This is a genomic window from Nonomuraea sp. NPDC049714 (assembly GCF_044465295.1).
Classification (GTDB): Bacteria; Actinomycetota; Actinomycetes; order Streptosporangiales; family Streptosporangiaceae; genus Nonomuraea.
The window spans coordinates 173,161-197,417 of the sequence record NZ_JBITLM010000007.1; the positions used below are offsets into that span (position 1 = coordinate 173,161).

Consider the following 24,257-nt stretch of genomic DNA (forward strand, 5'->3'; position numbering starts at 1 on the left):
CACCACAATGGTGAGGCCTCAGCCGACGGTTACGCAGGCATTCGGCGACATTATTGGGTGTCGAATCTTCAGTCGGAGGGCCAGCGTTCCTCAGGACAGACGTAACTGCCGCGTTGCGGCACCGTATAAATCCATCCTTGGTCTCGCAGAAGTGCTATGGCTCGTCGAACGGTCTCGCGGGCTACGTCATACTGCTGGATAAGTGTTTTTTCACCAGGGATCGGGCGCCTTGGCTGGAATTCCCCGGCGCTGATCTGCTTCGCGATCTCTGCGGTGATGTGCTGATATAGCGGCGTTTTTCGGGGAAGGCGCGGAGCCTCGGCGTGGACGCCGACAAAGGTTCCCTCGCCATGCACGGTATGGACGAGTCCTTCGTCGCGAAGAACTCGGATCGCTCTGCGTGCCGTGGTGCGCGCCACGCCGAACTCTCGCTGGATGTCCGCCTCGCTGGCCACGGGATCGCCGGGGGAGCCGGTCTGAACGATGCGTGACCGGATGACCTCGCTGATCTGCACATAAAGGTGAGTGTCACCGTCAGGGTCGAGCATTGCTCAAGGGTATAGCGGGTAGACGGAGGGCGATGATTACCGGCTCTTGGCCTTTGGCCACTTATCCTTACTTGTCACGTACGTTCCCCGATAGGGGACTGTGAATACCCAGCCTTGCTCTCTGAGATGTGCCACAGCCTGGCGTGCGGTCACCTTGGCGACGCCGTACTGCTGCATCATTGCTTTTTCGCCAGGAATGGCCCTGTTCGGCGGAATGTCACCTCGGCGTATCCGCTCGGCGATCTCTTCGGCGATTTGCTGATAGCGGGGCAACCTGCTGGGTGTGTGCGGTGCGCCCGGCTGTCCGACAAAGGTTCCTTCGCCCTGGATCGTGTACGCCATGCCTTGCTCTCGCAGCTCCCGTGCCACCCGGCGAGCGGTCGTTCGGGCGATTTCGTAATCCTTTTCCAGCTTGGCCTCACTGGGCACAGGATCACCCGCCTTGAGCTCGCCGCGTTCGATCTGCTCGCGGATCAGGTCGGCGACCTGCTTGTAGATGGGCACTGGCCCCTCGCGGTCAAGCACGCTCGGATTATAGACGAAAGCAGACATGGGTGCACAAAGCAGACGCTCAATAGTTCTATGGATACGTGCATAGACCTATGAGTACGGTCTATAGTGATTACATGCTCTGGGAACCGGGTGACTATCACGGCCGCCATGTGAGGGCGCCGGCCAGTGTGCCGATGCTGATCGATTGGCTGCCGGAGCTGCCCCGGATGGTACGGGTACGGGTGCGCGACTACACCTGCGACTGCCAGCCGACGTTCTATGAATTGTGTCAGGCGGGCGGTGTGCGCTTCATCCGCCGGACCAGCGAGGGCGGTGGTGGATTGCTCGTTGTGGAAAGCCCGGACGCGATCGCTCCGACGGTCAACGAACTGTGGGCCATGCTCCTGAAAGGAGCGGCACGATGATCGCGCGACGCCGGCCGTCCACTCTGGCGCGAATCCTCCTCTTTGTGAGGAGGCGTCACTACTCAGCCCGCCGGAAACGATCCGAGAGCTCCTCAGGCTGCCAGGAACGATCCGAGAGCCGCTCGGCAGGCCAGGAACAAGCCGAGAGCCGCTCGGTCGGCCGGGGGCGATCCGAGAGGTGCTCATGCCCGCCGTGAGCTGCTGAAGACTCCCGGCCTGCTTCCCTGACGCCGCAGCGAAGCAGGCCGGGGCCCATGGCTCCGCGCCGGAGGGATGAAAGGTGCGGCTGCGTAGCCATGATCTACGGTTCGTGCGCCACAGCTCGCGAGCCGTTCAGCCGAACAGGCCCTGGTCCAGCCTGTCCGATCCCCGGCAGGCGTCATCCCACGCTCCACGCCTGCCGGGTCGACTCCCCCCGCGAGCCCCTGCCGCCGGCTCGCGGGGGGTTACTTGGGCACTCCGGCGGATTTCCTGGTCGTCCAGGCCCGCCGGAGTCCGCCCGTTCGGACCGCCGTTCAGTCGTGTCGGTTGACCTCAGGCGCGGTTGAGGTTTTAACGTCGGGTTTCTCTGAAGGGAGGACCTGACATGACGTATCTCGTGACCGGAGCGACCGGGAAGGCCGGGCGCCACGTCGTCGACCACCTGCTCCAGGCCGGACAGCAGGTCCGCGCACTGACCCGCGACCCGGCGAAGGCCAACCTGCCGCCGCAGGTGGAGGTGGTGGCCGGAGACCTCACGGTCCCGGAGACCCTCGCGCCCGCCTTCGACGGCGTGACCGGCGTTCACCTGCTGACGGTGGGCGGAGACGACTACGCCACGCTGCGGACCGCCCCCGACATCGTCGCCCTGGCCCTGAAAGCCGGCGTCCGCCGGGCCACCGTCCTGTGGAACGGGCAGCTGGGCCCGGTGGAGGAGGCCGTCGAGGCCAGCGAACTCGAATGGACCCGGCTCCAGCCCGTCGACTTCATGGGCAACACGCTCGGCTGGGCCGAGTCCATACGCACCGAAGATTCGGTACGTGAACCGTTCGGTGATGTTCCGGCTGCGATGGTGCACGAGGCCGATGTCGGAGCCGCAGCGGCAGCCGCACTCGTCGAGCCGGGGCACGCGGGCAAGATCTACACGCTGACCGGGCCCGAGGCGCTGACCCCACGGCGACGGCTCGACATCATCGCCGCTGTCATCGGTCGTGAGCTGCGCTTCGACGAGCTCACCGAGGAGCAGGCACGGGAGCGATGGAGGCAGGCCGGCCACGGAGAAGAGCTGATCGACCTGCTCGCCGCGTGGCAGGGCAACCCGCCTCCGGCGGCGTACACCGTGGTCTCCACCGTCGAGGACCTCACCGGCCGTCCAGCTCGTAGCTTCACCGAGTGGGTCCACGGCCACACCGCGCACTTCGGGTGAGTCGCTTCGCTGCTCGATGCCCGCCGGAGGCCGGTCACGTCCGTGGACGTGACCGGCTCCCGTGGACGCGAACCCGAGAAGCCTGGCGGGAGGCATCCTCGGTGGTCGACTTGCCTGGATCACTGACGGTGTCGCTGTCCACGATCTCCGGTGAACCTGCTGTCGGGCTGACTGGCCCGTCTTCCTCGTCATGATAGAAACCCGAGGATCGCCCGGCAGCAGGTCGCGTGGTCCCGTTCCTTCCGGGAGGCGCGAGACCACGCACTACGAGCAACCGGCCAATCCAAAGATGGCCTGCCCGTAGAAATGAGGATGCCATGGCTTTCCACGGCGCGACTGCCCTTCTGCGCTTTCATAGAGATCGCGCGTTTTCGGTGGTGAAGAGTGAAAGGCCCTTCAGTTATGTGTGAAATGCCGACTTCATCTGGCCGGACACGTTCTTCGTGATTTGTTGGATACGAGCTCTCTGGGGATGTCGGTTTCTGCTCGGCTGGTCTCCCGCTCGGGACGTTGTTCGGGTCAGCTTTCGATCCGCCGCCACAGCGAATCGGTGACGATGAGGTGGTCGAGGAAGCGCAGACCGACCGTCTCGGCGGCTTCCATGAGGCGGCTGGTGGCCTGGAGGTCGGCGTCACTCGGATGCAGCGAGCCGCTCGGATGGTTGTGCGCGATGCCGAATGCGGCGCCTCCCGCGGTCAGCACCGTGGTGATGATCTCCCTTACCGGGACCGTCGTGTGATCCGCTCCGCCTTCCGTGAGGACCGTACGCCGCAGCACCGCACCGCGAACGTCACAAACGACCACGACCAGCCGTTCGTGTGAGTGGCCGCGCAACAGTGGCGCGGTGACCAAGGCCAGGTCCGCCGTGCTGGTGACCCGCGCCGGCTCGGGCTCCGCCTCCGCGCGCCGTACAAGATGGAAGGCCGCCGCCACCCGCGCCGCCTTGGCGGGCCCCACTCCTGGCACGGCGAGCAACCGGTGCGGCTCCGACCGGGCCAGCCCGTCGAGGTCGCCGCAGTGCGCGATGACCTGGGCCGCCAGATCCATCGCGCTGGTCCCGCGAAACCCTGAGCCGAGCAGCACAGCCAGCAGCTCGCGATCGGCCAGTGCCGCGGCCCCACTCTCCATCAACCGCTCTCGCGGCCGCTCCCGCCTCGGCAGGTCTTTGACTAGCATCCCCGCACCTCCAAAACGGTTCTATCAACGACCACCGACAACCTCTGGCCTACGCGTTGAAGCGATTCCGCAATGACCGATCTATGCTGGAATTCGGCTCGTATTTCGTTTGTCGGTGTCTATGTCGTATGGCCGTTGGCGGGGTCTATCCCTGGAATGCCGCGATATTTCGGCTCGCTGAGGTGCCCACGCTGTGGGGTGGGTGCGTTGCGGCGGTGTTAGCTGTTGCGCCCTGTGTGGGGGTGAGTGCTTTTGCATCGTGTGAGGCGATGACGTGGATCTGGTACGCCATTGTGCGGTACGCGACTGCCGGATACGGGAGTTTTTTCTCGGCCCGGGTTGCTGGTGGGCTTCACCCTGCCAGTCCGCGCGTTGCGACCATGCCGGCTCGTGGGTGCTCACACGGTGTGAAGATCACTCTGGTGCGGTCCGAGTTCAACGATGGTGAAGTTCGACCGTGGAGGTGATCTGTGTCTCAAGGACGTATTCCAGGGCCCGTGATCCGGCCCCGGCGTCTGACGTGAGACCTCGGCCGCAACGTCGTATTCCAGGGCCCGTGATCCGGCCCCGGCGTCTGACGTGAGACCTCGGCCGCAACGTCGTATTCCGCCACACCGTGATCCGCTTTGGTGTGCTCCGTGAGCCGGCTCAGGCCTCGACATGGTTTCCGTGGCGCCGTGGTCTGGGCCTCAGCGTGTCCCGTGAACGCGACCTCAACGTCGTGTTCCGCCGCGTGTGTTCCGGCTTCGGTGTGCTCGGCCATGGGTCACGGCTCTGATGGCGTTTCCATGGCAGCGGCTGGGTCTTGATGACGTGAGCTCCGGCGGACGAAGTGGTCGCGGCGCGGAGCTCACGGTGGAGGGGGGTCAGACCGGCATGCTGTAGACCATACGGAATCGGTCGCCCGGAATGATGATGTCACTGGTCTCCACGGGTCGGTCGCCGGCCCAGTGGGTGCGCTCGACATGCAGGACGTGTACGCCTACCGGAAGGTCGAGGACGTCGCTCTCGCTCGGGTCGGGGACGCGGCTCTGGACGCTCTCGACGACCTCGGTGATCTTTACGCCATGCGCGTACATCCTGGTGACCAGGCTGCGCCGCTCCTCCACATGGTGGGCGGCGAACTCCAGAGGCTCATAGGCGGTAGCCAGCTGTAGCGGACGCCCGTCGCCACGGAAGACGTAGTGGGTCTTGGTCAGGGTCGCCGACTGATCGACTCGAAGCCGCCTTGCGAGGTCGGGCCCAGCCTCGGTGGGCTCGCTGTGCCAATCCCAGGTCACGCGTCGGCCCTGCGATTGGAGATCGGCGGCGAACGGAGTGGAGTGATCAAGAAAACGCCATCGGTGCAAAGGTGCGAGATCAGGACGTTCTCTCACGTAATGGCCCGAGCCCACCCGGCCGATGATGAGCCCTTCGCCCGCCAGAACGCGCAGAGCGTGGCGGGCGGCGGTCTCGCCGACTTGGTACTTGCGGGTCAGCTGCGCCCGCGACGGAATGGGCGAGCCAGGAGGAAGGGTGCCGTCGTTGATCTGTCGCCGAATGTCTTCGACGACACGCAGGTAGACCGGATCTGAGGTGGCCACTAATCCATCCCTGGGGGTTCGTGTGAGGCGTTGCCCCATGTTGCCGTATTCGGCAGGTAACCGACCGTCATCGAGGACTGCTGGAGCCCCAACTTTGCAGTAGCGGAAAATTATCGGAGAAACTCTGTAACGCCGGTGTAAGGGGTGGCGATTCTCCGGTAGAGGTCGTCGATGTGTGTACCCCCGAGCACATATCGGCGGCCTCTTCCCATATCCCCTCCCAGCCCCGCCGCGAGCCGCCCTCGAGCTCCGCCGCCCCCCGGCTGACCTGCGAACCAGCCTCCCGCACCACCCGCTGACCCTCTGCCGATCTGGCGCGCATCAGATCCGCGCACCACAGGCCGGCCCTGTGATCGCAGCCCGGCGCGTGACCCGCTGATCGACGACCCATCCCTGTGCGAGGCCGTAGCAGCTCTACCCGGTTGGCCCGCAAATGCCCCGCGCCACCGCAGACCTGTGGCCCCTCCGCTTGCAATCGCGGCGGCGGGATCTGGACGGCGGCAGCAATGGGATCTGGACAGCGGCGGGATCTGGACGGCGGCAGCAATGGGATCTGGACGGTCAGGCGCATCTTCGCAGCGAGCTGCGGCTGGTCCTCGCACACCTGCTGGTACGGGGTTGCGGACGGGTCTAGAGGTTGCTCGCTTGGCAGTGAGGTGATGGCTCGGCCGTGAAGGCCATTCCCGACAGTTGCTTGCTGGATGCTCCCGCGTCCCCACAGTCGTTTACGCGCGTTCAGGCGCGGGTCGTTTGCGGGAGTTCACGGGGGCGTTCGCGGACGTGACCGTGGACGGCGGTGCCCGGGTGGGAAATCAGGCCACTGCTGCAGCGACCGCCGCTGGTCCGCATCGAGCTACAGGTGATCTTCGCCCAGTTCGCCACCCGCTTCCTGGCTTCAGGCCGACATGCGAGGTGGAGGTGTTCGCAACTTTGAGATGGCCGTCGGCGGGCGATGGCCCGCCAGTCAATGGAGGTGGAGATGGCGCGGCGTGAGGGGCGGGCCATTAGAGGTATCGATCGGAGGCAGCCGGTGCTGTGGCGGCCTACTGAGGCGCCTGTACTGAGGCGGCCACTCGAGCGAGGGGCTGACGGCTATGGCCGGTGCCGGTGCCGGTGCCGGTGCCAGTGCCCGTGCCGGTGCCGCTGGCGCTGAGCGCCATTGCGCTCATCGGACAGCTCAATGCTGGTGCCGTGTTTCTTCCATGCACCCGATCTCATGCACCCGACCCAGCGTGAGGATACGGATGCGTGGGCGCTCTTCGAGCGAATCTGTGGCACACCCTCACGGCGCGTCGCTTGCTTCGACCCAGGGGACTGCCGTGCCCGGCTGGGACGTTCGCCGGCTGAGGATGGGTATAGGACAGTCGGGTCGGGAAGCTCCGGGAAGCCTCGCGCGAAAGCGGAGTGCGATCGACTGGATGCGGACTGTAGTAGAATGTAGTAAGAGATGCCGGAGGACGGTGTGATAAAAAGCGGCTCCTGGCTGGCAAAGCGGGGTGGCGGCGTCCAACGGATTTGGGAATCCAGGTAGCGTTCGCACTATGGCATCGCCAACTGGAACCATCGATGCGCCTTTCGGCCGCATGTTGACCGCCATGGTCACGCCGTTCACCGATGACGGCGCGGTCGACTACAAGGCTGTGCGACGGCTCGCTACCTATCTGGTGGACGAGCAGCGTAACGACGGATTGATCGTCAGCGGTACGACCGGCGAATCCCCAACTACCTCCGACGACGAGAAAGCACGTATTCTCGGTGCTGTCCTGGAGGCGGTCGGCGATCGGGCGACCGTGGTGGCAGGCGCAGGCACCAATGACACCCGTCACAGTGTCGAGCTGGCCAAGCGGGCGGCACTTGAGGGAGCTCATGGGCTCCTCGTGGTGACCCCTTACTACAGCAAGCCCCCGCAGGAAGGGCTTTATCGACATTTCATGGCTGTCGCCGATGCGACGGACCTGCCTGTCATGCTGTATGACATTCCTGGGCGTAGCGGCGTGCCGATCAAGACTGAGACCTTGCTCCGGCTGGCCCAGCACGATCGCATCGTGGCCGTGAAGGATGCAAAGGGAGACTTGTTCGCCGGTAGTCAGATGATGTCGATGACCGACCTTGTCTACTACTCCGGCGATGATCTGCTCAACCTGGCCTGGCTCTCGCTGGGCGCGGTTGGGTTCGTAAGCGTAGTAGGCCATGTGGTGGGCGCCGATCTCGCCCGCATGATCCAACTGCACCGCGGTGGTGATGTCGACCAGGCCCTGGCCATTCACCGCCAGATGGCGCCTGTGGTCGACGGGATCATGCTGAGCGCGGGGGGCGCGATCATGGCGAAGGCGGCGCTGAGCATGGTGGGGGTGCCGGTCGGACCGGTGCGACTGCCGCTGGTGTCCGCGACGGAGAAGCAAATCGCCGAGCTGCGTGCTTGCCTGGTAGCCGGCGGGGTGAAGTTGATAGACGCATAGAAACGGGGAGGAAACGGAAGTTTTGAGAACACGATTTGACATTGGGGGCCGGCCATGAGCCATCCACATCCTGATCTTGGCCCCCCACCGCCGCTGCCCGACGGAGGGCTGCGCATCGTCGCACTGGGCGGGCTGGGTGAGATCGGCCGGAACATGGCCGTTTTCGAGTACGACGGCCGTCTGCTGATCGTTGACTGCGGGGTGCTGTTCCCCGAGCCCGATCAGCCGGGTGTCGACCTGATCCTGCCCGACTTCGAATACATCAGAGACCGTCTCGACCAGGTCGAGGCCGTGGTTCTGACGCACGCCCACGAGGACCACATCGGGGCTGTGCCGTATCTCCTGCGAGAGCGGCGTGACATCCCGCTCATCGGATCCCGGCTGACGCTTGCCTTGATAGAGGCCAAGCTCACCGAGCACAGGATCCAACCGAAGAAGCTCCAGGTGGTCGAGGGCGAGCGTCACACCTTCGGGCCGTTCGACTGCGAGTTTCTGGCGGTCAACCACTCGATTCCAGACGCCTTGGCTGTGGCCATCAGGACGCCCGCCGGCATTGTGCTGCACACCGGTGACTTCCGGATGGACCAGTTGCCGAGTGATGGTCGGCTTACTGACCTGGGCGGCTTCGCCCGGCTCGGCACCGAAGGCGTCGACCTGCTCATGTCCGACTCGACCAACGCCGAGGTGCCGGGCTTCGTCACCAGCGAGCGCGAGATCGGCCCGGTCATCGACGAGGTCATCCGTACCTCTGAGCAGCGTGTCATCGTCGCGAGCTTCGCTTCGCACGTACACCGTATTCAGCAGGTCATCGACGCAGCCGCCAAGCATGGCCGCAAGGTCGCGCTCGTCGGCAGGTCGATGGTGCGGAACATGGGCGTCGCTCGCGACCTCGGATACCTCAAGGTGCCGCCGGACATCATCGTCGACTCCCGCGACATCGAGGAGTGGCCGCCAGAGGACGTGATGCTGGTCTGCACCGGCTCGCAAGGTGAGCCGATGGCGGCACTGTCGAGGATGGCCAATCGCGACCATCCCATCCGTATCGCCGCGGGGGACACGGTCCTGCTCGCCTCGTCCCTGGTGCCGGGGAACGAGACCGCGGTCAACAGGGTGATCAACGGGCTCACCCGCTGGGGCGCCCGTGTCGTGCACAAGGGCAACGCCAAGGTGCACGTCTCTGGGCACGCGGCCGCAGGCGAGCTGCTGTACGTGCTGAACCTCACCCGGCCGTCCAACTTCATGCCGGTGCACGGTGAATGGCGTCACCTGCGGGCGCACGCCAAGCTGGCCGCGCTCACCGGCGTTCCGGACGATCACATCGTGATCGCGGAGGACGGTGTCGTAGTCGACCTCGTCGACGGCCGAGCGAAGGTCGTCGGTGCGGTTCACGCCGGGTACGTGTACGTGGACGGCTCGTCGGTCGGTGAGATCACCGATGTGTCGCTGAAGGACCGCAGGATCCTCGGTGATGAGGGGTTCATCTCCGTGGTCATCGCCGTGGACTCCACCACGGGCAAGATCACCGCGGGGCCGGAGATCCATGCGCGTGGCTCCGGTATCGATCCGGCGCAGTTCGAGCAGTTCATCCCGCAGATCGAGAAGGCTCTGCAGGACAAGGCGGCTGACGGGGTGGTGGATATGCAAGAGATCCGTCGCGTGGTCCGTCGCACCGTCGGACGTTGGGTGAGTGACACTTATCGCCGCCGTCCGATGATCATCCCTGTGGTGGTCGAGGTCTGAGTTCGTCGTGGGTACGGCATGCATATGCGCCTGCCGTACCCGTGAACGATCTCTTGCTCGTGCGAGGGACGAACAGCCTTCCCACAAGGTCTCGGCGCAGGTGACGACATGTCGTGACGCCCGCGCGAGTGCAACCAAGGGCGTCATTTCAGGCGTCCCTTCGGCGTAGCAGCCAGGTGCCTACGAGCAGCGGTAGGAGGGCGTAGGCCACTAGGACTGCGCCCGCCGCCGCAGGTGGCAGGAGCGAGCCGTACACCGTGTTCGTATCGCCGACGAGCTCATGGGGCAGAGCGCCGATCATTACTGATCCCAGCAGGTCGCTCCAGGGCTCGGGCAGGTTTCCCACGATGATCGGGATGACATGGATGGCGCCCACCAGCACGACGATCGCGCCCGAAATGGAGCGCAGGATCGCTCCCAACCCCACGCCGAGCAGGGCGAACACCGGCACTGTAAGGATCAGGGAGATCAGGAGCGGCAGCTTGTCCGTGAGCGGCACCTGGTAGATGCCGCCGAAGCGGTCATCGATCAGGGACCGGCAGACGAGGTAGGTGCCGAAGACCACCGCTGAGCCCGTGAACAGGGCGATGACACTGACCACAACGGACTTTCCAGCCATCACCGGCCAGCGTTTCGGCACGGCGGTCAGAGTCGTCCTCATAGAGCCGGTTGCGTATTCGGATGTCATGGTCAGCACACCCATGATGCCCATGCAGAGCTGCGGCACCATGAGCACGACTTCTTCGAGCTCGGCGAGTCGGGCGCCAGGCTTATGTGCTGGGGCGGCGTTGTCGTACATGTCGGCCGTCACCCATGCGAGCCCAAGGCCGAGCAGAATGCCGGCGAGGCTGATGCCTACGGTGAGGTGACTTGATCGTACCGAACGGATCTTGAGCCATTCGGAGGCGAGAACACTCATACGTCTCGTCTCTTCAGGAAGTAGAGGCCGACGGTGAGAGCCACCAGCGCGTACGAGATGAGTGCTGTGAATGCCATCGCCGGAGACAGAAGCCCATCGCCGAGGCGGGAGGAGAGCCGATCGCCGGCGATTTGGGGGACGAGATTCGGCAGCATGAGGGACGCCACCCTGCTGTTCCACGGCTCGGGTAGGTAGGTCGCGATGCCGGGCAGGACGAACAGCATCACCACCACCGACACGATCGCGGCCGCCGTCGAACGGGTGGCGGCCCCCAGGCCGAGCCCTACGAGGGCCAGCACGGTAACCGAGACACCTGAGGCGAACAGCATGGGCAGATCATCGAAGAAGCCGGTGTCGTTGAATCCCAGCGGACGATCCCCCGCGATCAACCGGGCGGACACGTAGGTGACGAGAAGGATCGCATGGGCGGCGGCGAACGTCACCACACCGACGACGACGGCCTTGCCCACCAGAAAAGTGCCTCGCCCGGGCACGGCGGTGAGGCTGGCACGGATCATTCCCGTGGCGTGCTCGGAAGTGATGGCAAGCACGCCGATTATGGCGAGACTGATCTGTACGAGAGGAAGGAATCCTTCCTCGGGCGCGGCGGCCCGCAGAGATCCGCGCTCCTCCGCCAGGCTGCTCACGTAGATCGTCCACACCATTCCGAGAACCACCATGAGGGCGGCAGATCCCAGCGCGTGGTAGGTCGAGGCGATCGAGCGCAGCTTGAGCCACTCGGAAGAGAAGACCATTCTCATGACCTTGATGCTCCGTACTCCAGGTGGCCGGCCGTGAGTGCCAGATAGGCGTCTTCCAGGGAGGGATAGCGCGCGGTGAGCTCCTGGACGGTCGCTTCCGCGATTAACTTCCCTCTGCCGACGATGACGATGTTTTCGGCGGTGAGCGCCATCTCGCTCATCAGGTGGCTGGACAGCAGGATCGTCCTGCCCTCCGCGGCCAAGGAGCGCATGAGATCCCGGATCCAGCGCACTCCATCGGGGTCGAGCCCGTTGACCGGCTCGTCGAACATGAGCACACCGGGATCGCCGAGAAGCGCGGCCGCGATGCCGAGCCGCTGTTTCATGCCGAGGGAGAACCCGCCGACATGCTTACGTGCCACGCCGGCAAGACCTACCAGCTCCAGCATCTCCGACACTCGTCCAGGGCCGATGCCGTTGGTGAGGGCCAGACACAGCAGATGGTTGTAGGCGCTGCGGCCGCCATGCGTCGCGCCCGCGTCGAGCAGGGCCCCCACCTCGTGCATGGGCTTGCTGAAGGAGGTGTAGCGCTTACCGTCGATCAGCGCGGCGCCGGACGATGGGGCGTCGAGGCCAAGGACCAGTCGCATGGTGGTGGACTTGCCTGCGCCGTTGGGGCCGAGGAAGCCGGTCACGTGTCCCGGCTGCACAGTGAAGGAGAGGTCGTCGACCGCGAGCGTGCGGCCGTAGCGTTTCGTCAGGCGTTGGAGTTCGATCACGCCGTTAGGTTGCGGCATGGTCGGTCTTCGCCACATCGGACCACGGTCCGAACCTCAATCTCAGACTCCGGGTTGACGTGCGAACCTCGAATGACCAGCTACCTTCGTCGCGTGAACGACTCGCACCCCCTCTTCGCCAGGCGGCTCCCACGTGCCCAGCTGATCATGCTGGACATGGCGGCTGGGTTGGGCTTCTCGCTCGTGTTCCTGACGGCGGCTGTCAGCGTGGAGGAGCTGCCACCGTGGGTTCGGATCGCCGTGCCCCTGGCCTTGGGATTGCCGCTGGCCATACGGAGGGTGCTTCCTCTGTCGGTTTTCCTGTTCACGTTGGTGGTCGCCGTCGTGGCCGCATGGGTCGGCGTGGTGAGTTTCGCCTACGTATCGCCTGCGTACGCCCTCTACCTGGTGGCGGTGGCCCAGAGCCGCGGCACCTGGTTGCCCAGTTCTGCCATTGGAGTGGTCGCGGCGATCACAGGGGTGGGGCTGGTGGTGGCGGGAGGCGCGCCCAAGGCGGCCGCCCCTGAGTGGTTGTTGGGGGTCGACAAGATGCTCATCGGTGTCGCGGCGCTGGGCGGCGCCTGGACGGTCGGTCGGGCAGTGCGTGAAAGGAGGATCTACGCGGCCCACGACGCCGAGCGCATGGCGGCGCAAGCCGTGAGCGAGGAGCGGTTGCGCATCGCGCGCGAGCTCCACGATGTAGTGACCCACAATGTGGGTCTGATCGCGGTGAAGGCCGGCGTGGCCAACCATGTCCTGCCCACCAGACCAGAGGAGGCACATGACGCGTTGCGCGTGATCGAGACGGCCAGCCGGAGTGCACTGGTCGAAATGCGTCACCTGCTGGGGGTTCTCCGGTCTGCTGACACACCAGCACTCGATCCGGCGCCGGGTATCAACGGCCTAGGTGCTCTGGCCGAACAGGCCAGGTTGGCCGGGGTGGGGGTGGATCTCGATGTTCGTGTCAGTAGCGGCCACGAGGATCGTCAGGACCGTAGCGGTGAGACGAGTGGCTCAGGCCGCCGCGACCCGCGCAGGTCAGAGCAGGGGATGGCTGCCTCGGCATTGAGCTCGGCTGATGACGAAGAGGTGAGCCTGAAGGCTGGAGGCAGCGCCGGCCGTGTCCGGCCCTGGACGGGACCTGGGGAGGCAGGCAGGGTGAAAAGGCTGCCAGAAGGTGTGGAGCTGTCCGTCTACCGCATCGTGCAGGAGGCGTTGACGAACGTCGTGAAGCATGCGGCACCCGCTCATTGCTGGGTCTCGGTGATCGACGATGGGCGGTCTGTCCGGATCGAGGTCAGAGACGACGGGCCTGGGCACCGAACCTTGCCGGGCGGAGGGCTGGGGCATGGGCTGATCGGGATGCGAGAGCGCGTGATGATGTACGGCGGGATCTTCGAAGCGGGAGGACTTCCTCAGCGCGGGTTTAGGGTATCGGCCGACCTGCCCTATGGGAGGGCCTCGTGATCCGGGTGCTTGTCGCCGACGACCAGGCCTTGCTCAGGGGCAGTTTCAAGGTGTTGGTGGACTCGGAGCCCGACCTGGAGGTCGTAGGCGAGGCCGCGACGGGGACGGAGGCCGTGGCGGTCACGCTGGAAACCTGTCCCGATGTCGTGCTGATGGACGTGCGCATGCCGGAGATGGACGGCATTGAGGCAACGAGGCGCATCGGGAGCATCGCGCGGGTGCTGATCGTGACGATGTTCGATCTCGATGCGTACGTCTATGACGCGTTGCGTGCGGGGGCCAGTGGATTTCTGCTCAAGGACACTCCGCCCGCCGATCTGATCACCGCCATCCGGGTGGTGGCGGCTGGGGATGCGTTGCTGGCTCCGGCGGTGACGCGCCGGTTGATCGAGGAGTTCGCGCGGACGCCGGCCGCGCCTCGTGTCCGGGGGTTGGACGGTGTGACGGAGCGGGAGCGGGAGGTTCTCACGCTGATAGCGCGAGGGCTGGCGAACGCCGAGATCGCCCAGCACCTGCAGGTGACTCTGGCCACGGTCAAGACGCACATCGGTCATCTGCTCCACAAGCTCGACGCTCGCGATCGAGCGCAGCTTGTCATCGCGGCATACGAGAGCGGATTGGTCTCCGCAGCATGTTGACGACAGCGACGATACGGGCGTTGTGGCGTTGTGACGGTGCGGGCGGCGTGGTGGTGGTGTGGGTGAGGTGACCGACGAGGGGTGGATCGGCGTGACGGTACGCGGTGTGTGGTGGTGTGACGCTATGGGGCATGTGATGGTGCGGTGGGCTGCCAGTACCTGGGGGGCTGGTGCACATGGGGTGAGGGTAGGCGGTGTGGTGACGCGAGTGGGGTGACGCGGTGGGGCGTGTGGTGATGAGGGATTGGGGGTGGCTTGGTGCTTGTGGAGTGTTCGCCAGTGGTTTGTGCTCGGGCAACGGTGACGGGTGCGTTGCGCGCAGGTAGGTTCCGTTCGTGAGCGATGTGAGGATTGTTTATCGCAAATACGGCGGAGCGCTGCACTGGAACCATCAAGGAAAGCTTCTGGGGGAGGACGGGTACGGCGTGTGGGTGGCGGTGCCGAGTGGGACCGTCGCGCGAAAGGGGGAGGGGCCGCCGGTCACCTGGCATACCGACTGCCTGATGCTGTTCCCGCGTGACGCCTGGTGGACGGCGACCTTTCACATGCCGCCACACCATTGTGAGATCTACGTCGACGTCACGACCGTGCCCGAGTGGCGCGACGGCGAGATGACCATGCTTGACCTGGATCTTGACGTGCTCAGGATGCGGGATGGGCGGCTGCTTCTGGACGACGAAGACGAGTTCGCCGAGCATCAGGTGCTGCTCGGCTATCCCCGGGACATGATCGACCGGGCTGAGGAGACCGCGCGGTGGTTGCTCGCGGCGGTTGAGCGGCGGGAAGGGCCGTTCGGTGGGGCGCACCTGCGCTGGATGGGTGAGGGGTCGATGGGTGACGGTTTAGAGGATGGGTGAGGGGTTGATGGCCGACGGGTTAGAGGTTGGCGAGTCGTAGTGCGTCCGCCATGGCCGTCAGTCGCTGTGGGCTGGCGAGGCCTGCGTGGTAGAGGTGGATCTCCGACGCGCCTGCCTTGACGTACGTTCTGAGGAGTTCGGCGAGGGCTTGGGCGTCGGCGGGGCGTGGGGGCAGTGCCAGGACGTACGCGCCGACACGCTGGCCTGGAGCGCATAGTTCGCCGAGGCGGGAGAGGCGGGCGGCGTCCTTGGCCGGGTCGCCCCAGCAGTTGCCCACCAGCACGTCGGCCGCCTGCTCGCCCTCGGGCAGAGCGGCGAACGGGCCGGTGGCCCAGGGGTTGGGGTCCGCATGCAGGGTGATGGGCACGTCGGGTGCGACCTGCCGGGCGGTGGCCGTCAGACGGCGGCGTAGGGACGCCGACAGTTCGACGCGTACGGCACGTACCTCATCGGCGAGCGGCCCGAGGGCGGCTTCCAAGGCACCGGAGCCAGTGTCAACGGTGAGGGGCCGATGGGGTTCCTGAAGGCGGGCCGGCGTGCGGGCTGCTGGGGCGGACTGGGCGGACTGAGGGGCCGAATCAGTGTCGACGGCCGCTCGTACCCGCTCTCTCGTCCCCGCCGGATAACGGTCCGCGCAGCGTGCGCAGAAGCACAGCGACATCAGGTCGGCGTCGAAGTCCGCGCCCGCGGTCTTCTCATGCACGCTCTGATGCCCGAACCCCATGGCCCCGCACCCTTCGAGGATCAGCCCGTCCGGCTCCCCGACCGTCAGCACCTCGCGCACCAGTCGCTCGCAGTAGTCCGCCACGTCCTCCCACGAGGGGCACAGCGCGTACGGGTACCGATCCCCGAAGGCGTTGCGCACCACGAGATCCGGATACGCCTGGCCGAGGCGGGCGTTGTGGGTCAGCACCGTCCACGCGTACACCTTCAGCCCGGCCGCGCGCAGCGCCTCGCTCGCGAGCAGGTAGGCGTCCGGCGTGGTCCAGGTGGGGGCGGCGGGCACCAGGCGGCCCCAGGCCTCGGGCCGCACCGGCAGGTAGAACGCCGAGTGCGGCACGTCGAGGACGCGGTGCCCGGGGTGCCGCGGGGTGGCAGCGCGGGTGGAGTGGTAGCTGGCGGCCAGGGCGACGGTGTCCACCCCGAGCGCGGCGAGGCGCTCGGGGGCGGCGGGGTCGCCGACGATGTCCCAGGGGTAGGCGTAGGCGATGTTCACCAGCGGGGTCGCTTCGCGGTGTAGGTCGGGTCGAAACGGCGCATGTACGTCGTGTCGTCGCGGGCGGTGAGGCCGCACTTGAGGTACTGCTCGTGCATGACGGCGAGGGCGTCGCGGTCGAGTTCGACGCCGAGGCCGGGTCCGGACGGCACGGGGACGGCGCCGTCGACGAAGCTGAGGGCGCCGGGCGCGACCACGTCCTGGCCGTTCTGCCAGGGGGTGTGGGTGTCGCAGGCGCTGGTGAGGTTGGGGGTGGCGGCGGCCAGATGGGTCATGGCGGCGAGGCTGATGCCGAGGTGGGAGTTGGAGTGCATGGACAGGTCCAGGCCGAAGGTCGCGCACAGGGAGGCGATGTGCGAGGTGCGCACCAGGCCGCCCCAGTAGTGGTGGTCGAGCAGCAGCACGCCGATGGCTCCGGCGGCGATGGCGGGGGGCAGGTGCTCGGGGGTGACGACGCACATGTTGGTCGCCAGCGGCATGGAGACCTGGGCGGCGACGCTGGCCATGCCGGAGATGTCGGGTGTGGGGTCTTCGAGGTACTCCAGCACGCCGTCGAGTTCGCGGCCGACCCAGACGGAGGTGTCCACGGTCCAGGCGGCGTTCGGGTCCAGGCGGAGCGGCACGCCGGGGAACGCCTCGTGCAGCGCCTTGGTGGCGGCGACCTCCTCGGCGGGCTCGAAGACGCCGCCCTTGAGCTTGATCGAGGCGAAGCCGTACTCCTTGATGAACAGCGACGCCTGCTCGACGACTCCCTCGGGGTCGAGTGCGGCGCCGAACCTGTCGGGCTCGGCGTCGGGGTGGCCCGCCCACTTGTAGAACAGGTAGGCGCTGTACGGCACGGCGTCGCGGACACGGCCGCCCAGCAGGTCGACGACGGGCACGCCGGCCGCCTTGCCGCGGATGTCCAGGGTGGCCACCTCGAACGGGGAGAACACCCGGTCGACGCTCTTCTCCTTGGTGGCGGCGCCGGTCAGGCCGTGCATGTCGCTCACGGCGTCGCCGACGGTCGCGGCGATCCTGGCGTACATCTCGTTCGTGTGGTGCACGTCGAGGCCGATGAGGACTTCGGCGCACTCACGTACCTTGGTCAGGTGGCCCAGGTCGCCGTAGGTCTCGCCGAGCCCGGTCAGGCCCTCGTCGGTGATCACCTCGACGATCGTGCGCAGGGCCCATGGCTCGTGAACCCCGGCGGCGTTCAGCAAAGGGGGGTCCTTGAATGCGACAGGGGTGACGTGGATCTGCGTGATGATCATGTGATCGCCGTTCATATATGTGAACAAGGGTCAGGTTTGTGGACAGAATGCGGCAACTGTAAGAATCGAGCTGAGAAAGTGTCAAGACTCCGAAGGGCCATGCGATGATCTACGGATACGACCCCAGGACCGGCGAGACCGTGGGCGACGCCCTCCCCGAGACGGATCGTGACGGGGTCGACATGATCGTCTCCGCCGCGGCGGCCGCGGGAGAGGCGTGGCGTGCGACCCCCGCGGCCGAGCGGGCGCAGGCGCTCGAAGCCGTCGCCGACGCGCTGGCCGCGCACACCGACGAGCTGTGGCAGCTCGCCGACCGCGAGACCGCGCTCGGCGAGGTACGGCTGCGCGGCGAGGTTGCCCGTACGGCCGGGCAGTTCCGGCTTTTCGCCCGGGTGATCAGGGACGGCGGCTACCTGGAGGCGATCGTCGACCACGCCGATCCCGCGGCCACGCCGCCCAGGCCCGACGTGCGCCGGATGAAGCAGCCGCTGGCCGGGGTGGTGGCGGTCTTCGCGGCGAGCAACTTCCCGTTCGCCTTCTCGGTGGCCGGCGGCGACACCGCCTCCGCGCTGGCCGCGGGTTGCCCGGTGGTGGTCAAGGCGCACCCCGGCCATCCGCACACCTCCGAGCGGGTGGCCCAGATCGTCCGGCTCGCGCTGCCGTACCCCGACCTGCTCGGGCTGGTGCAGGGCATGCGGGCGGGAGCCGACCTGGTCCAGCATCCGCGGGTGGTGGCGGCCGGGTTCACCGGGTCCGTCGCGGGCGGCAAGGCGATCCAGGGCCTCATCGACGAGCGGGAGGTGCCGATCCCGTTCTTCGGTGAGCTGGGCAGCGTCAACCCGGTCGTGGTGCTGCCGTCGGCGCCGAAGGCAGCGGTGGCGAGCGGGTTCGCCACCTCGCTCACGATGGGAGTGGGGCAGTTCTGCACCAATCCCGGGCTGATGTTCGTGCCCGAGGACGACGAGCTCCGCACGGCGCTGGTGGAGGCCGTCGAGGGGACGACGGGCGGGCCGATGCTGGCCGAGCGGATCAGGGACGGCTACCTGGGCGCCGTGGAACGGCTCGGTGAGCTGCGGCTGCTGGCCGAGGGCAAGCCGGGGGAGGGCGACTGGGCGGTCACGCCCAAGGTGTTCACCACGGATGTGAAGACGTTCGCCGACAAGCTGCCGGGCATCGGCGAGGAGTGCTTCGGCCCCGCGTCGATCGTGGTGACCTACCGCGAGATCGCCGAGTTGCGGCCCGTGCTGGAGCGGCTCGACGGATCGCTGACCGCCACCGTGCACGGCACCGACCCCGGCGAGGCCGCCCAGATCACCGAGGCGCTCGGCGCCAAGGCCGGGCGGCTCATCTGGAACGGCTGGCCCACCGGCGTGGCCGTCACCTGGGCCATGCACCACGGCGGACCCTGGCCGGCCGCCACCTCGACGACCACCTCGGTCGGCGCCACGGCCATCGACCGCTGGCTCGCGCCCAGGGCCTATCAGGACTGGCCGGAGGAGCTGCTGCCGGACGAGCTCAAGGACGGCAACCCGCTGAACGTCCCGCGCCGCGTGGACGGCACCCTGACCCGCTGACGGCTCCGCAGACGGCATGGGGCCGTGCGGACGCGTTCCGCACGGCCCCATGCGGTCAGGCCCCCACGATCTCGAGCCCGGCAGCGATGATCTTCTCCAGCTCCGCCACGTGCTCGGCCGACGGGTCGACCAGCGGCGGACGTACCCCTCCGACGTCCTGGCCGCGCAGCCTCAGCCCCGCCTTGACCAGTGAGACGGCGTAGCCGGGCACCTGGTCGCGGAGCTGGACCAGCGGCAGGTAGAAGCTGGTCAGCAGGCGCTGGGCCAGCGCGTCGTCGCCGCTCGTCACCGCCTGGTGGAAGGCCAGCGCGACCTCCGGCGCGAACGCGAACGCGGCGCTGGAGTAGAGGTTCACGCCCATCCCCCGGAACGCCGGCACGGTCAGCTCCGCGGTCGGCAGCCCGTTGAAGAAGGTGAACTCGCTACCGGGCGCCTGCTGCCGCACGGTCAGGATGATGCGCTGCAGCAGGTCGAAGTCCCCCAGCCCGTCCTTCAGCCCGATCACGTCCGGCATCCGCGCGAGCGCGGCCGTCGAGTCGGGGGTGAAGCGCGCGTTGCCCCGGTGGTAGACGATGACCGGCAGGCCGGCGGCGTCCGCGACCTCGCGCACGTACTGGATCAGGCCCTCGGCCGGCGCGGTGACCAAGTAGGGAGGCATCAGGAGCAGACCGTCCGCCCCACTGGAGGCGGCGGCGCGCGCGACCGCCTTGGCGAAGGGCAGTGAGCCCCCCGCACCGGCGAAGACCGGCACCCGCCCCGCGGTCGCGGTGACCGAAGCCGCTACGACCTTGGTGTAGTCGTCGAGGTCGAGGGCGTTGAACTCACCCGTGCCGCACGCGGCGAACACTCCTCCCGCCCCGGCTGACACTCCCTGGTCGACATGCTGGATCAGTGGCTCCTCGGCCACCTCACCATCAGGTCCGAACGGAGTAACAGGAAAGAAGAGAACACCATCTAGCCGCATCAACGCCTCCTTCTAGCGGATGCCCTCCCGGCGGAGAGTGGCACCCAGCTTGTGGGTATGTTTGAGCACCGCATCGGTCACCTGCTCCACTTCGGCGGGCTCCAGGCCCACCGGCATGGAGCAGCTGATCGCGTCGGTGGCCGGGATCCGGTAATCGACCGCGACCGCCACGCAGACCACGCCCGGCGTGCCCTGCTCGCGCTCGTAGGCCCATCCTCTGGCCCTGATCTGGTCGAGCTCGCCGGTCAGTTTGGCGAGGTCGGTGATCGTGTGATCGGTGATCGGTGCCAGAGGCTTCGGGATCAGGGCCGCGACCTCGTCGTCCGTGAGCTGCGCCAGCAGCACCTGGCCGAGGGCGGTGACGTGGGCGGGCAGACGCCTGCCCACGCGGGGGATGATGTGGTGCGCTTCGCGCGAGTCCCTCGTGGCCAGATACAGCACGTGGCCCTCGTCCCGGCGGGCGAAGTGGACGGTGTGTCCCGTCTCCGCCCGCAGGTCCTCCAGCGTCTCCTGAGCGAACGGCAGCGCCGGATCCTTGTCCAGGTAGGCGGTGCCGGTCAGCAGGGCGTGCGGGCCGATGCCGAACGTGGACCTCGTGCCGTCCGTCTCGACCCAGTTGAGCTCCACGAGAGTGCGCATCAGCGCGTGCAGGCTGCTTCGCGGGAACCCGGTGCGCTGTTGCAGCTCCGAGAGTGTCAAAGTGTCGCGGGAGGCGGCCAGTGTCTCCAAGATGCGTACCGTCCGCTCGGCGGACTTGACCAGCTGCGGCTCCATGCTCATCCCATCTCGACTGCGGCTTCGATGTGTCAGCATATGGGATGCCGTTCAGATACATGGACAATCAACCCTTGACCGCACCGCTGGTGAGGCCGCGCATGAACTGCTTCTGGAAGGCGAGGAAGGCGAGGATCGACGGCAGCAACGCCAGCAGCGTGGCCGCGAGCAGCACGCCGAGCCCGACCTCCTCGTCCCCGCGCAGCGAGCGCAGCGCGATGGGCAGCGTCCACATGTCCGACTCGGGGGCCACGATCAGGGGCAGCAGATACTGGTCCCAGATCATGGTGAACCCGAAGACGCCGATCACGCCGAGGGCGGGACGGCAGAGCGGCAGGATGATCGTGAAGAAGGTCCGGAGCTCGCCCGCGCCGTCGATGCGCGCGGCCTCCTCCAGCTCGACCGGCACCTCCTTCATGAACTCCGTCATGACCAGGATGGAGAAGCCCCAGGCGCCCACCGGCAGGATCATGCCCGCGTAGGTGCCGATGAGGTTCACGTTCAGCAGCGGCATGTCGGCGAGGACCAGGGACAAGGGGATCGCGATGATCTCCTCGGGCAGCATCATGGTGGCGAGCATGATCAGCATCACGACCGACATGCCCTTGAACTTCTTGCGCGCCAGCGAATAGGCCGCGAACACGCTCACCAGCACCTGCAGGAGCAGCCCGAACCCGACCACCACGAACGAGTTGAACAGGTAGAGGTAGACGTTCCTGTTGCCCGCCTGGACGAAGTTGTCCAGGGTGAAGCTGTCCGGCCAGAAGGAGAAGGAGGTCGGGTCGAGCGTCTCGTTGAAGGCGCTGACCAGCAGCCCGAAGAGCGGGCCGGTGAAGATCAGCACCATGCTCGTGTAGGCCAGGATCTTGAACAGGGTGGCCAGCGGCCCACGCCGTGCCTCAAGTCCCAGGGCGCTGTCGAATTTCACGCCGCCTGCCTCCTGCGCATCAGCTGGACTCCCACGGTGAGCACCAGGGTGGCCACGAACAGCACGATGCCGCCCGCCGAGGCGATCCCCAGCTCGCCTGACTGGAACCCGAGCTTGTAGATCAAGGTCATCAACACTTCGGAGGACCCGTTCGGCCCGCCGTTGGTGAGCACGTACACCTCGACGAAGACCCGCAGGCCGCGGATGGCGGCGAGGGTGAACAGGATCCAGAACACCGGGCGCAGCGCGGGCAGCGTGATGTGCCTCAGGCGGTGCCAGATGGAGGCGCCGTCGACGGCGGAGGCCTCGTAGAGGGTGCGGTCGATGCCGACCAGCCCGGCGAGGAACACCATCATGTCGTACGGGGTGCCGCGCCAGATGCTCATCCCCATGATCGACAGCAGCGAGGTGTCCTCGCTGGCCAGGAAGGGCTGCGGGCCCAGGGCCACCCAGCCGAGGATGGTGTTGAGCAGGCCGGTGTCGCCGGGGTGGTACATGATCCGCCACACCTCGGCCACGGCCGCCATCGTGGTCACGACAGGCAGGAACGCCGCGGTCCTGACGAACCAGAGGTATTTCGCCGGCCCCTCGATGAGCAGCGCGAAACCGAAGCCGAGCAGCAGCGACCCCGCGGTCGTGCCGATCGCCAGGACCGCGCTGTGCCAGATGGCCGACATGAAGGCGTCGTCGGAGAGGATCGTGGCGTAGTTGTCGAAGCCTACCCACGTGGTGTCGATGTACCGGATCTCTTGGAAGCTCATCACCAGACCGGTGATCATGGGGATGAACTTGAAGTAGAGGAACAGCACCAGAGCGGGGGCCAGGAACGCCCAGGCCATGAGCGGCCCCCGCCAGCGCGCCATCATGGGGCGCTGGTAGGGGGCCGCGGGCCGGGACTTCGCCCGTGTGAGCGTCGAGGTCATGATGCCTTTTGGTTCTGCAGTTCCTGGGTCAACTTGGCGTTGGCGGCTTCCATCTCCGTCTTGACGTCCTTGGCGCAGTCGGCCCAGACGGTGTTGATCGAGTCGGCCGAGCTCTGGCGGATCGGCGCCCAGTTCGGCACGGGAGGCGCGTAGACCGCGTTCGGGTAGGCGTCCTGGAACACCTTCCAGCGGGGGTCCTGCCGCTCGGCGGCCAGGTCGACCTCGGTGTTGACCGGCAGGCGGACAATGGCGCCGTTGGCGTCCTTGTTCATGCCGATCCGCTGGCCCTCGGCGGAGATGGCGAACTCGGCGAACTTCTTCTGGCCGGCCTCATTCTTGGAGCCGGCCATCAGGTAGACGTTCTCCCCTTCACCGAGGGTGCCGGGGCCGCCCGACGGGCCCTTGGGCACCGGGAAGACCTCGATCTTGTCGGTGCCGATGCTGCCGACGAACCGGGCGAGCACGTACGGGCCGGTCAGGTAGAGACCGCCCTGGTTGTTCTCGAACACCTCGTGGGTGACCGACGTGTCGTTGCTGACCGCGCCCGGGTTGACGGTCTTGGCGTCGCAGAACTGGTCCTGGAGCCACTGGACGGCCTCGACCGTCTTGGGGTCGTTCATGGTGGCGGAGAAGGTGCCGCTGCCGCTGGCCTTGAGGAAGTCCCCGCCGTTGGCGTAGATGAAGGAGGAGGCGTACCAGGAGGCGTAGCCACGCTTGGTGCCGGCCGGGGCGAGGAAGCCGGCCGTGTCGTTCTCGCCGTTGCCGTCGGGGTCCTTCTCGGTGAAGGCCTTGGCCAGTGCGGCGAGGTCGTCCCAGGTCTTCGGCACTTCCAGGCCGACCTTCTCGCGCCAGTCCTTGCGCGCGATGATCGCGAAGGCCTGGGAGGAGAACGGGGCGCCCCAGATCTTGCCGTCGCTGGCGGTGGCCGCCTTCCAGGCGCCCTCGGACACCTTGTCGCTGCCGGCGAGCGAGGCCTTGTCCACCTCGCGCAGCCAGCCCTGCGTCTGCATGTTGCCGATCTGCGCGGTGTCGTTGATGACGATGTCCGGCAGGTCCTTCTGGGCGGCCTGCTGCTGCAGCTTCGTCTCGAAATCGTCGAAGAGGGCGACTACCTTGGTCTTGACACCGCTGGCCTTGGTGAAGGCGTCGGCTAGCTTCTGTGCTGTCTTGTGGGAGTCCGAATCAGGCGCCTGCCTGATCCAGATCTCCAGTGCTTCGTCGGTAGCAGACTCTGAGCCCCCGGAGCCGCAGCCTGTCAGCGTTACGGTCAGGGCCGTCGCAATAGCGACCCCGAGCAAATGACGTGACATCAGACCGCCTCCTGTTCACATATGTGGACATCTGTCGCGGACGTGGAAGTTGTTCCTGTGAACGTAACGAGTGGCACACATCACGGTCAATATTCAAGGATGTGAATCTCATACAGATTTGTGTACAAC

21 protein-coding genes and 1 pseudogene are annotated in these 24,257 nt (G+C 66.6%); 8 read left to right on the top strand and 14 right to left on the bottom strand.

The genetic code is table 11. From position 1 onward, the window contains the following. Positions 1-68: 68 nt before the first annotated feature. Positions 69-548 (bottom strand): GntR family transcriptional regulator, encoded by a 480-nt coding sequence (locus ACIBQX_RS27000; RefSeq protein WP_397009159.1) that lies wholly within the window; start codon positions 546-548, stop codon positions 69-71. Between the two features lie 36 nt (positions 549-584). Beyond that, positions 585-1,073 (bottom strand): GntR family transcriptional regulator, encoded by a 489-nt coding sequence (locus ACIBQX_RS27005; protein ID WP_397009161.1) that lies wholly within the window; start codon positions 1,071-1,073, stop codon positions 585-587. A gap of 101 nt (positions 1,074-1,174) precedes the next feature. Between ACIBQX_RS27005 and ACIBQX_RS27010 the strand changes: the two genes are divergently transcribed. Continuing rightward, complete coding sequence (locus ACIBQX_RS27010) at positions 1,175-1,465, top strand: hypothetical protein (protein WP_397009163.1); 291 nt, start codon at positions 1,175-1,177, stop codon at positions 1,463-1,465. A gap of 586 nt (positions 1,466-2,051) precedes the next feature. After that, positions 2,052-2,870: an NAD(P)H-binding protein gene (locus tag ACIBQX_RS27015; RefSeq protein WP_397009165.1), complete on the top strand. Its 819-nt coding sequence runs from the start codon at positions 2,052-2,054 to the stop codon at positions 2,868-2,870. 519 nt (positions 2,871-3,389) lie between these two features. On the opposite strand, the gene ACIBQX_RS27020 is transcribed toward ACIBQX_RS27015, so the two are convergent. Further along, positions 3,390-4,046: a RadC family protein gene (locus ACIBQX_RS27020; protein WP_397009167.1), complete on the bottom strand. Its 657-nt coding sequence runs from the start codon at positions 4,044-4,046 to the stop codon at positions 3,390-3,392. Between the two features lie 866 nt (positions 4,047-4,912). Then, on the bottom strand, positions 4,913-5,629 hold the full coding sequence (locus tag ACIBQX_RS27025) for a GntR family transcriptional regulator (protein WP_397009169.1): 717 nt from the start codon (positions 5,627-5,629) through the stop codon (positions 4,913-4,915). A gap of 1,541 nt (positions 5,630-7,170) precedes the next feature. On the opposite strand from ACIBQX_RS27025, the gene dapA reads away from it, so the two are divergent. Both dapA and ACIBQX_RS27035 read left to right on the top strand, forming a co-directional pair. Beyond that, positions 7,171-8,088 (top strand): 4-hydroxy-tetrahydrodipicolinate synthase, encoded by a 918-nt coding sequence (gene dapA / locus ACIBQX_RS27030; RefSeq protein WP_397009171.1) that lies wholly within the window; start codon positions 7,171-7,173, stop codon positions 8,086-8,088. Positions 8,089-8,142: 54 nt separating this feature from the next. Continuing rightward, positions 8,143-9,828, top strand: a complete 1,686-nt coding sequence (locus tag ACIBQX_RS27035) for a ribonuclease J (protein WP_397009173.1) — start codon at positions 8,143-8,145, stop codon at positions 9,826-9,828. 148 nt (positions 9,829-9,976) lie between these two features. Here ACIBQX_RS27035 and ACIBQX_RS27040 read toward each other — a convergent pair whose 3' ends face one another. The 3 genes and pseudogenes from ACIBQX_RS27040 to ACIBQX_RS27050 all read right to left on the bottom strand — a co-directional run. Further along, complete coding sequence (locus ACIBQX_RS27040) at positions 9,977-10,747, bottom strand: ABC transporter permease subunit (protein ID WP_397009175.1); 771 nt, start codon at positions 10,745-10,747, stop codon at positions 9,977-9,979. Next, a complete protein-coding gene (locus ACIBQX_RS27045; protein WP_397009177.1) occupies positions 10,744-11,508 on the bottom strand; it encodes an ABC transporter permease in 765 nt (254 codons plus the stop codon). Before ACIBQX_RS27045 ends, ACIBQX_RS27040 begins: the two co-directional genes overlap by 4 nt. A 65-nt stretch (positions 11,509-11,573) precedes the next feature. Continuing rightward, a pseudogene (locus ACIBQX_RS27050) lies at positions 11,574-12,227 on the bottom strand (ABC transporter ATP-binding protein); the annotation flags it as partial. A 111-nt stretch (positions 12,228-12,338) separates the two neighbouring features. Here ACIBQX_RS27050 and ACIBQX_RS27055 point away from each other — a divergent pair. The 3 genes from ACIBQX_RS27055 to ACIBQX_RS27065 all read left to right on the top strand — a co-directional run bounded on the left by ACIBQX_RS27055 (position 12,339) and on the right by ACIBQX_RS27065 (position 15,186). Further along, positions 12,339-13,691, top strand: a complete 1,353-nt coding sequence (locus tag ACIBQX_RS27055; RefSeq protein ID WP_397009179.1) for a sensor histidine kinase — start codon at positions 12,339-12,341, stop codon at positions 13,689-13,691. Then, positions 13,688-14,329 (top strand): response regulator, encoded by a 642-nt coding sequence (locus ACIBQX_RS27060; RefSeq protein WP_397009181.1) that lies wholly within the window; start codon positions 13,688-13,690, stop codon positions 14,327-14,329. Before ACIBQX_RS27055 ends, ACIBQX_RS27060 begins: the two co-directional genes overlap by 4 nt. A gap of 335 nt (positions 14,330-14,664) precedes the next feature. Continuing rightward, the gene (locus tag ACIBQX_RS27065; RefSeq protein WP_397009183.1) at positions 14,665-15,186 is read left to right on the top strand and encodes a DUF402 domain-containing protein; all 522 of its coding nucleotides are present in this window, start codon (positions 14,665-14,667) and stop codon (positions 15,184-15,186) included. A gap of 19 nt (positions 15,187-15,205) precedes the next feature. On the opposite strand, the gene ACIBQX_RS27070 is transcribed toward ACIBQX_RS27065, so the two are convergent. Together ACIBQX_RS27070 and ACIBQX_RS27075 are read right to left on the bottom strand one after the other, a co-directional pair. Next, complete coding sequence (locus tag ACIBQX_RS27070) at positions 15,206-16,402, bottom strand: hypothetical protein (RefSeq protein ID WP_397009184.1); 1,197 nt, start codon at positions 16,400-16,402, stop codon at positions 15,206-15,208. Further along, complete coding sequence (locus tag ACIBQX_RS27075) at positions 16,399-17,655, bottom strand: glucarate dehydratase family protein (RefSeq protein WP_397009185.1); 1,257 nt, start codon at positions 17,653-17,655, stop codon at positions 16,399-16,401. Before ACIBQX_RS27075 ends, ACIBQX_RS27070 begins: the two co-directional genes overlap by 4 nt. A 104-nt stretch (positions 17,656-17,759) precedes the next feature. Here ACIBQX_RS27075 and ACIBQX_RS27080 point away from each other — a divergent pair, with 104 nt between their 5' ends. Next, positions 17,760-19,229 (top strand): aldehyde dehydrogenase (NADP(+)), encoded by a 1,470-nt coding sequence (locus tag ACIBQX_RS27080; RefSeq protein WP_397009186.1) that lies wholly within the window; start codon positions 17,760-17,762, stop codon positions 19,227-19,229. Positions 19,230-19,284: 55 nt separating this feature from the next. Here ACIBQX_RS27080 and ACIBQX_RS27085 read toward each other — a convergent pair whose 3' ends face one another. From ACIBQX_RS27085 to ACIBQX_RS27105, 5 genes are all read right to left on the bottom strand, one after another. Next, positions 19,285-20,193, bottom strand: a complete 909-nt coding sequence (locus tag ACIBQX_RS27085) for a 5-dehydro-4-deoxyglucarate dehydratase (RefSeq protein ID WP_397009187.1) — start codon at positions 20,191-20,193, stop codon at positions 19,285-19,287. Between the two features lie 12 nt (positions 20,194-20,205). Next, complete coding sequence (locus ACIBQX_RS27090; RefSeq protein WP_397009188.1) at positions 20,206-20,967, bottom strand: IclR family transcriptional regulator; 762 nt, start codon at positions 20,965-20,967, stop codon at positions 20,206-20,208. Between the two features lie 67 nt (positions 20,968-21,034). Further along, a complete protein-coding gene (locus ACIBQX_RS27095) occupies positions 21,035-21,895 on the bottom strand; it encodes a carbohydrate ABC transporter permease (RefSeq protein WP_397009189.1) in 861 nt (286 codons plus the stop codon). Next, complete coding sequence (locus ACIBQX_RS27100; RefSeq protein WP_397009191.1) at positions 21,892-22,818, bottom strand: carbohydrate ABC transporter permease; 927 nt, start codon at positions 22,816-22,818, stop codon at positions 21,892-21,894. Before ACIBQX_RS27100 ends, ACIBQX_RS27095 begins: the two co-directional genes overlap by 4 nt. Then, positions 22,815-24,128, bottom strand: a complete 1,314-nt coding sequence (locus ACIBQX_RS27105; RefSeq protein ID WP_397009193.1) for an extracellular solute-binding protein — start codon at positions 24,126-24,128, stop codon at positions 22,815-22,817. The genes ACIBQX_RS27100 and ACIBQX_RS27105 overlap by 4 nt, the downstream gene beginning before the upstream one ends. Positions 24,129-24,257 lie beyond the last annotated feature (129 nt).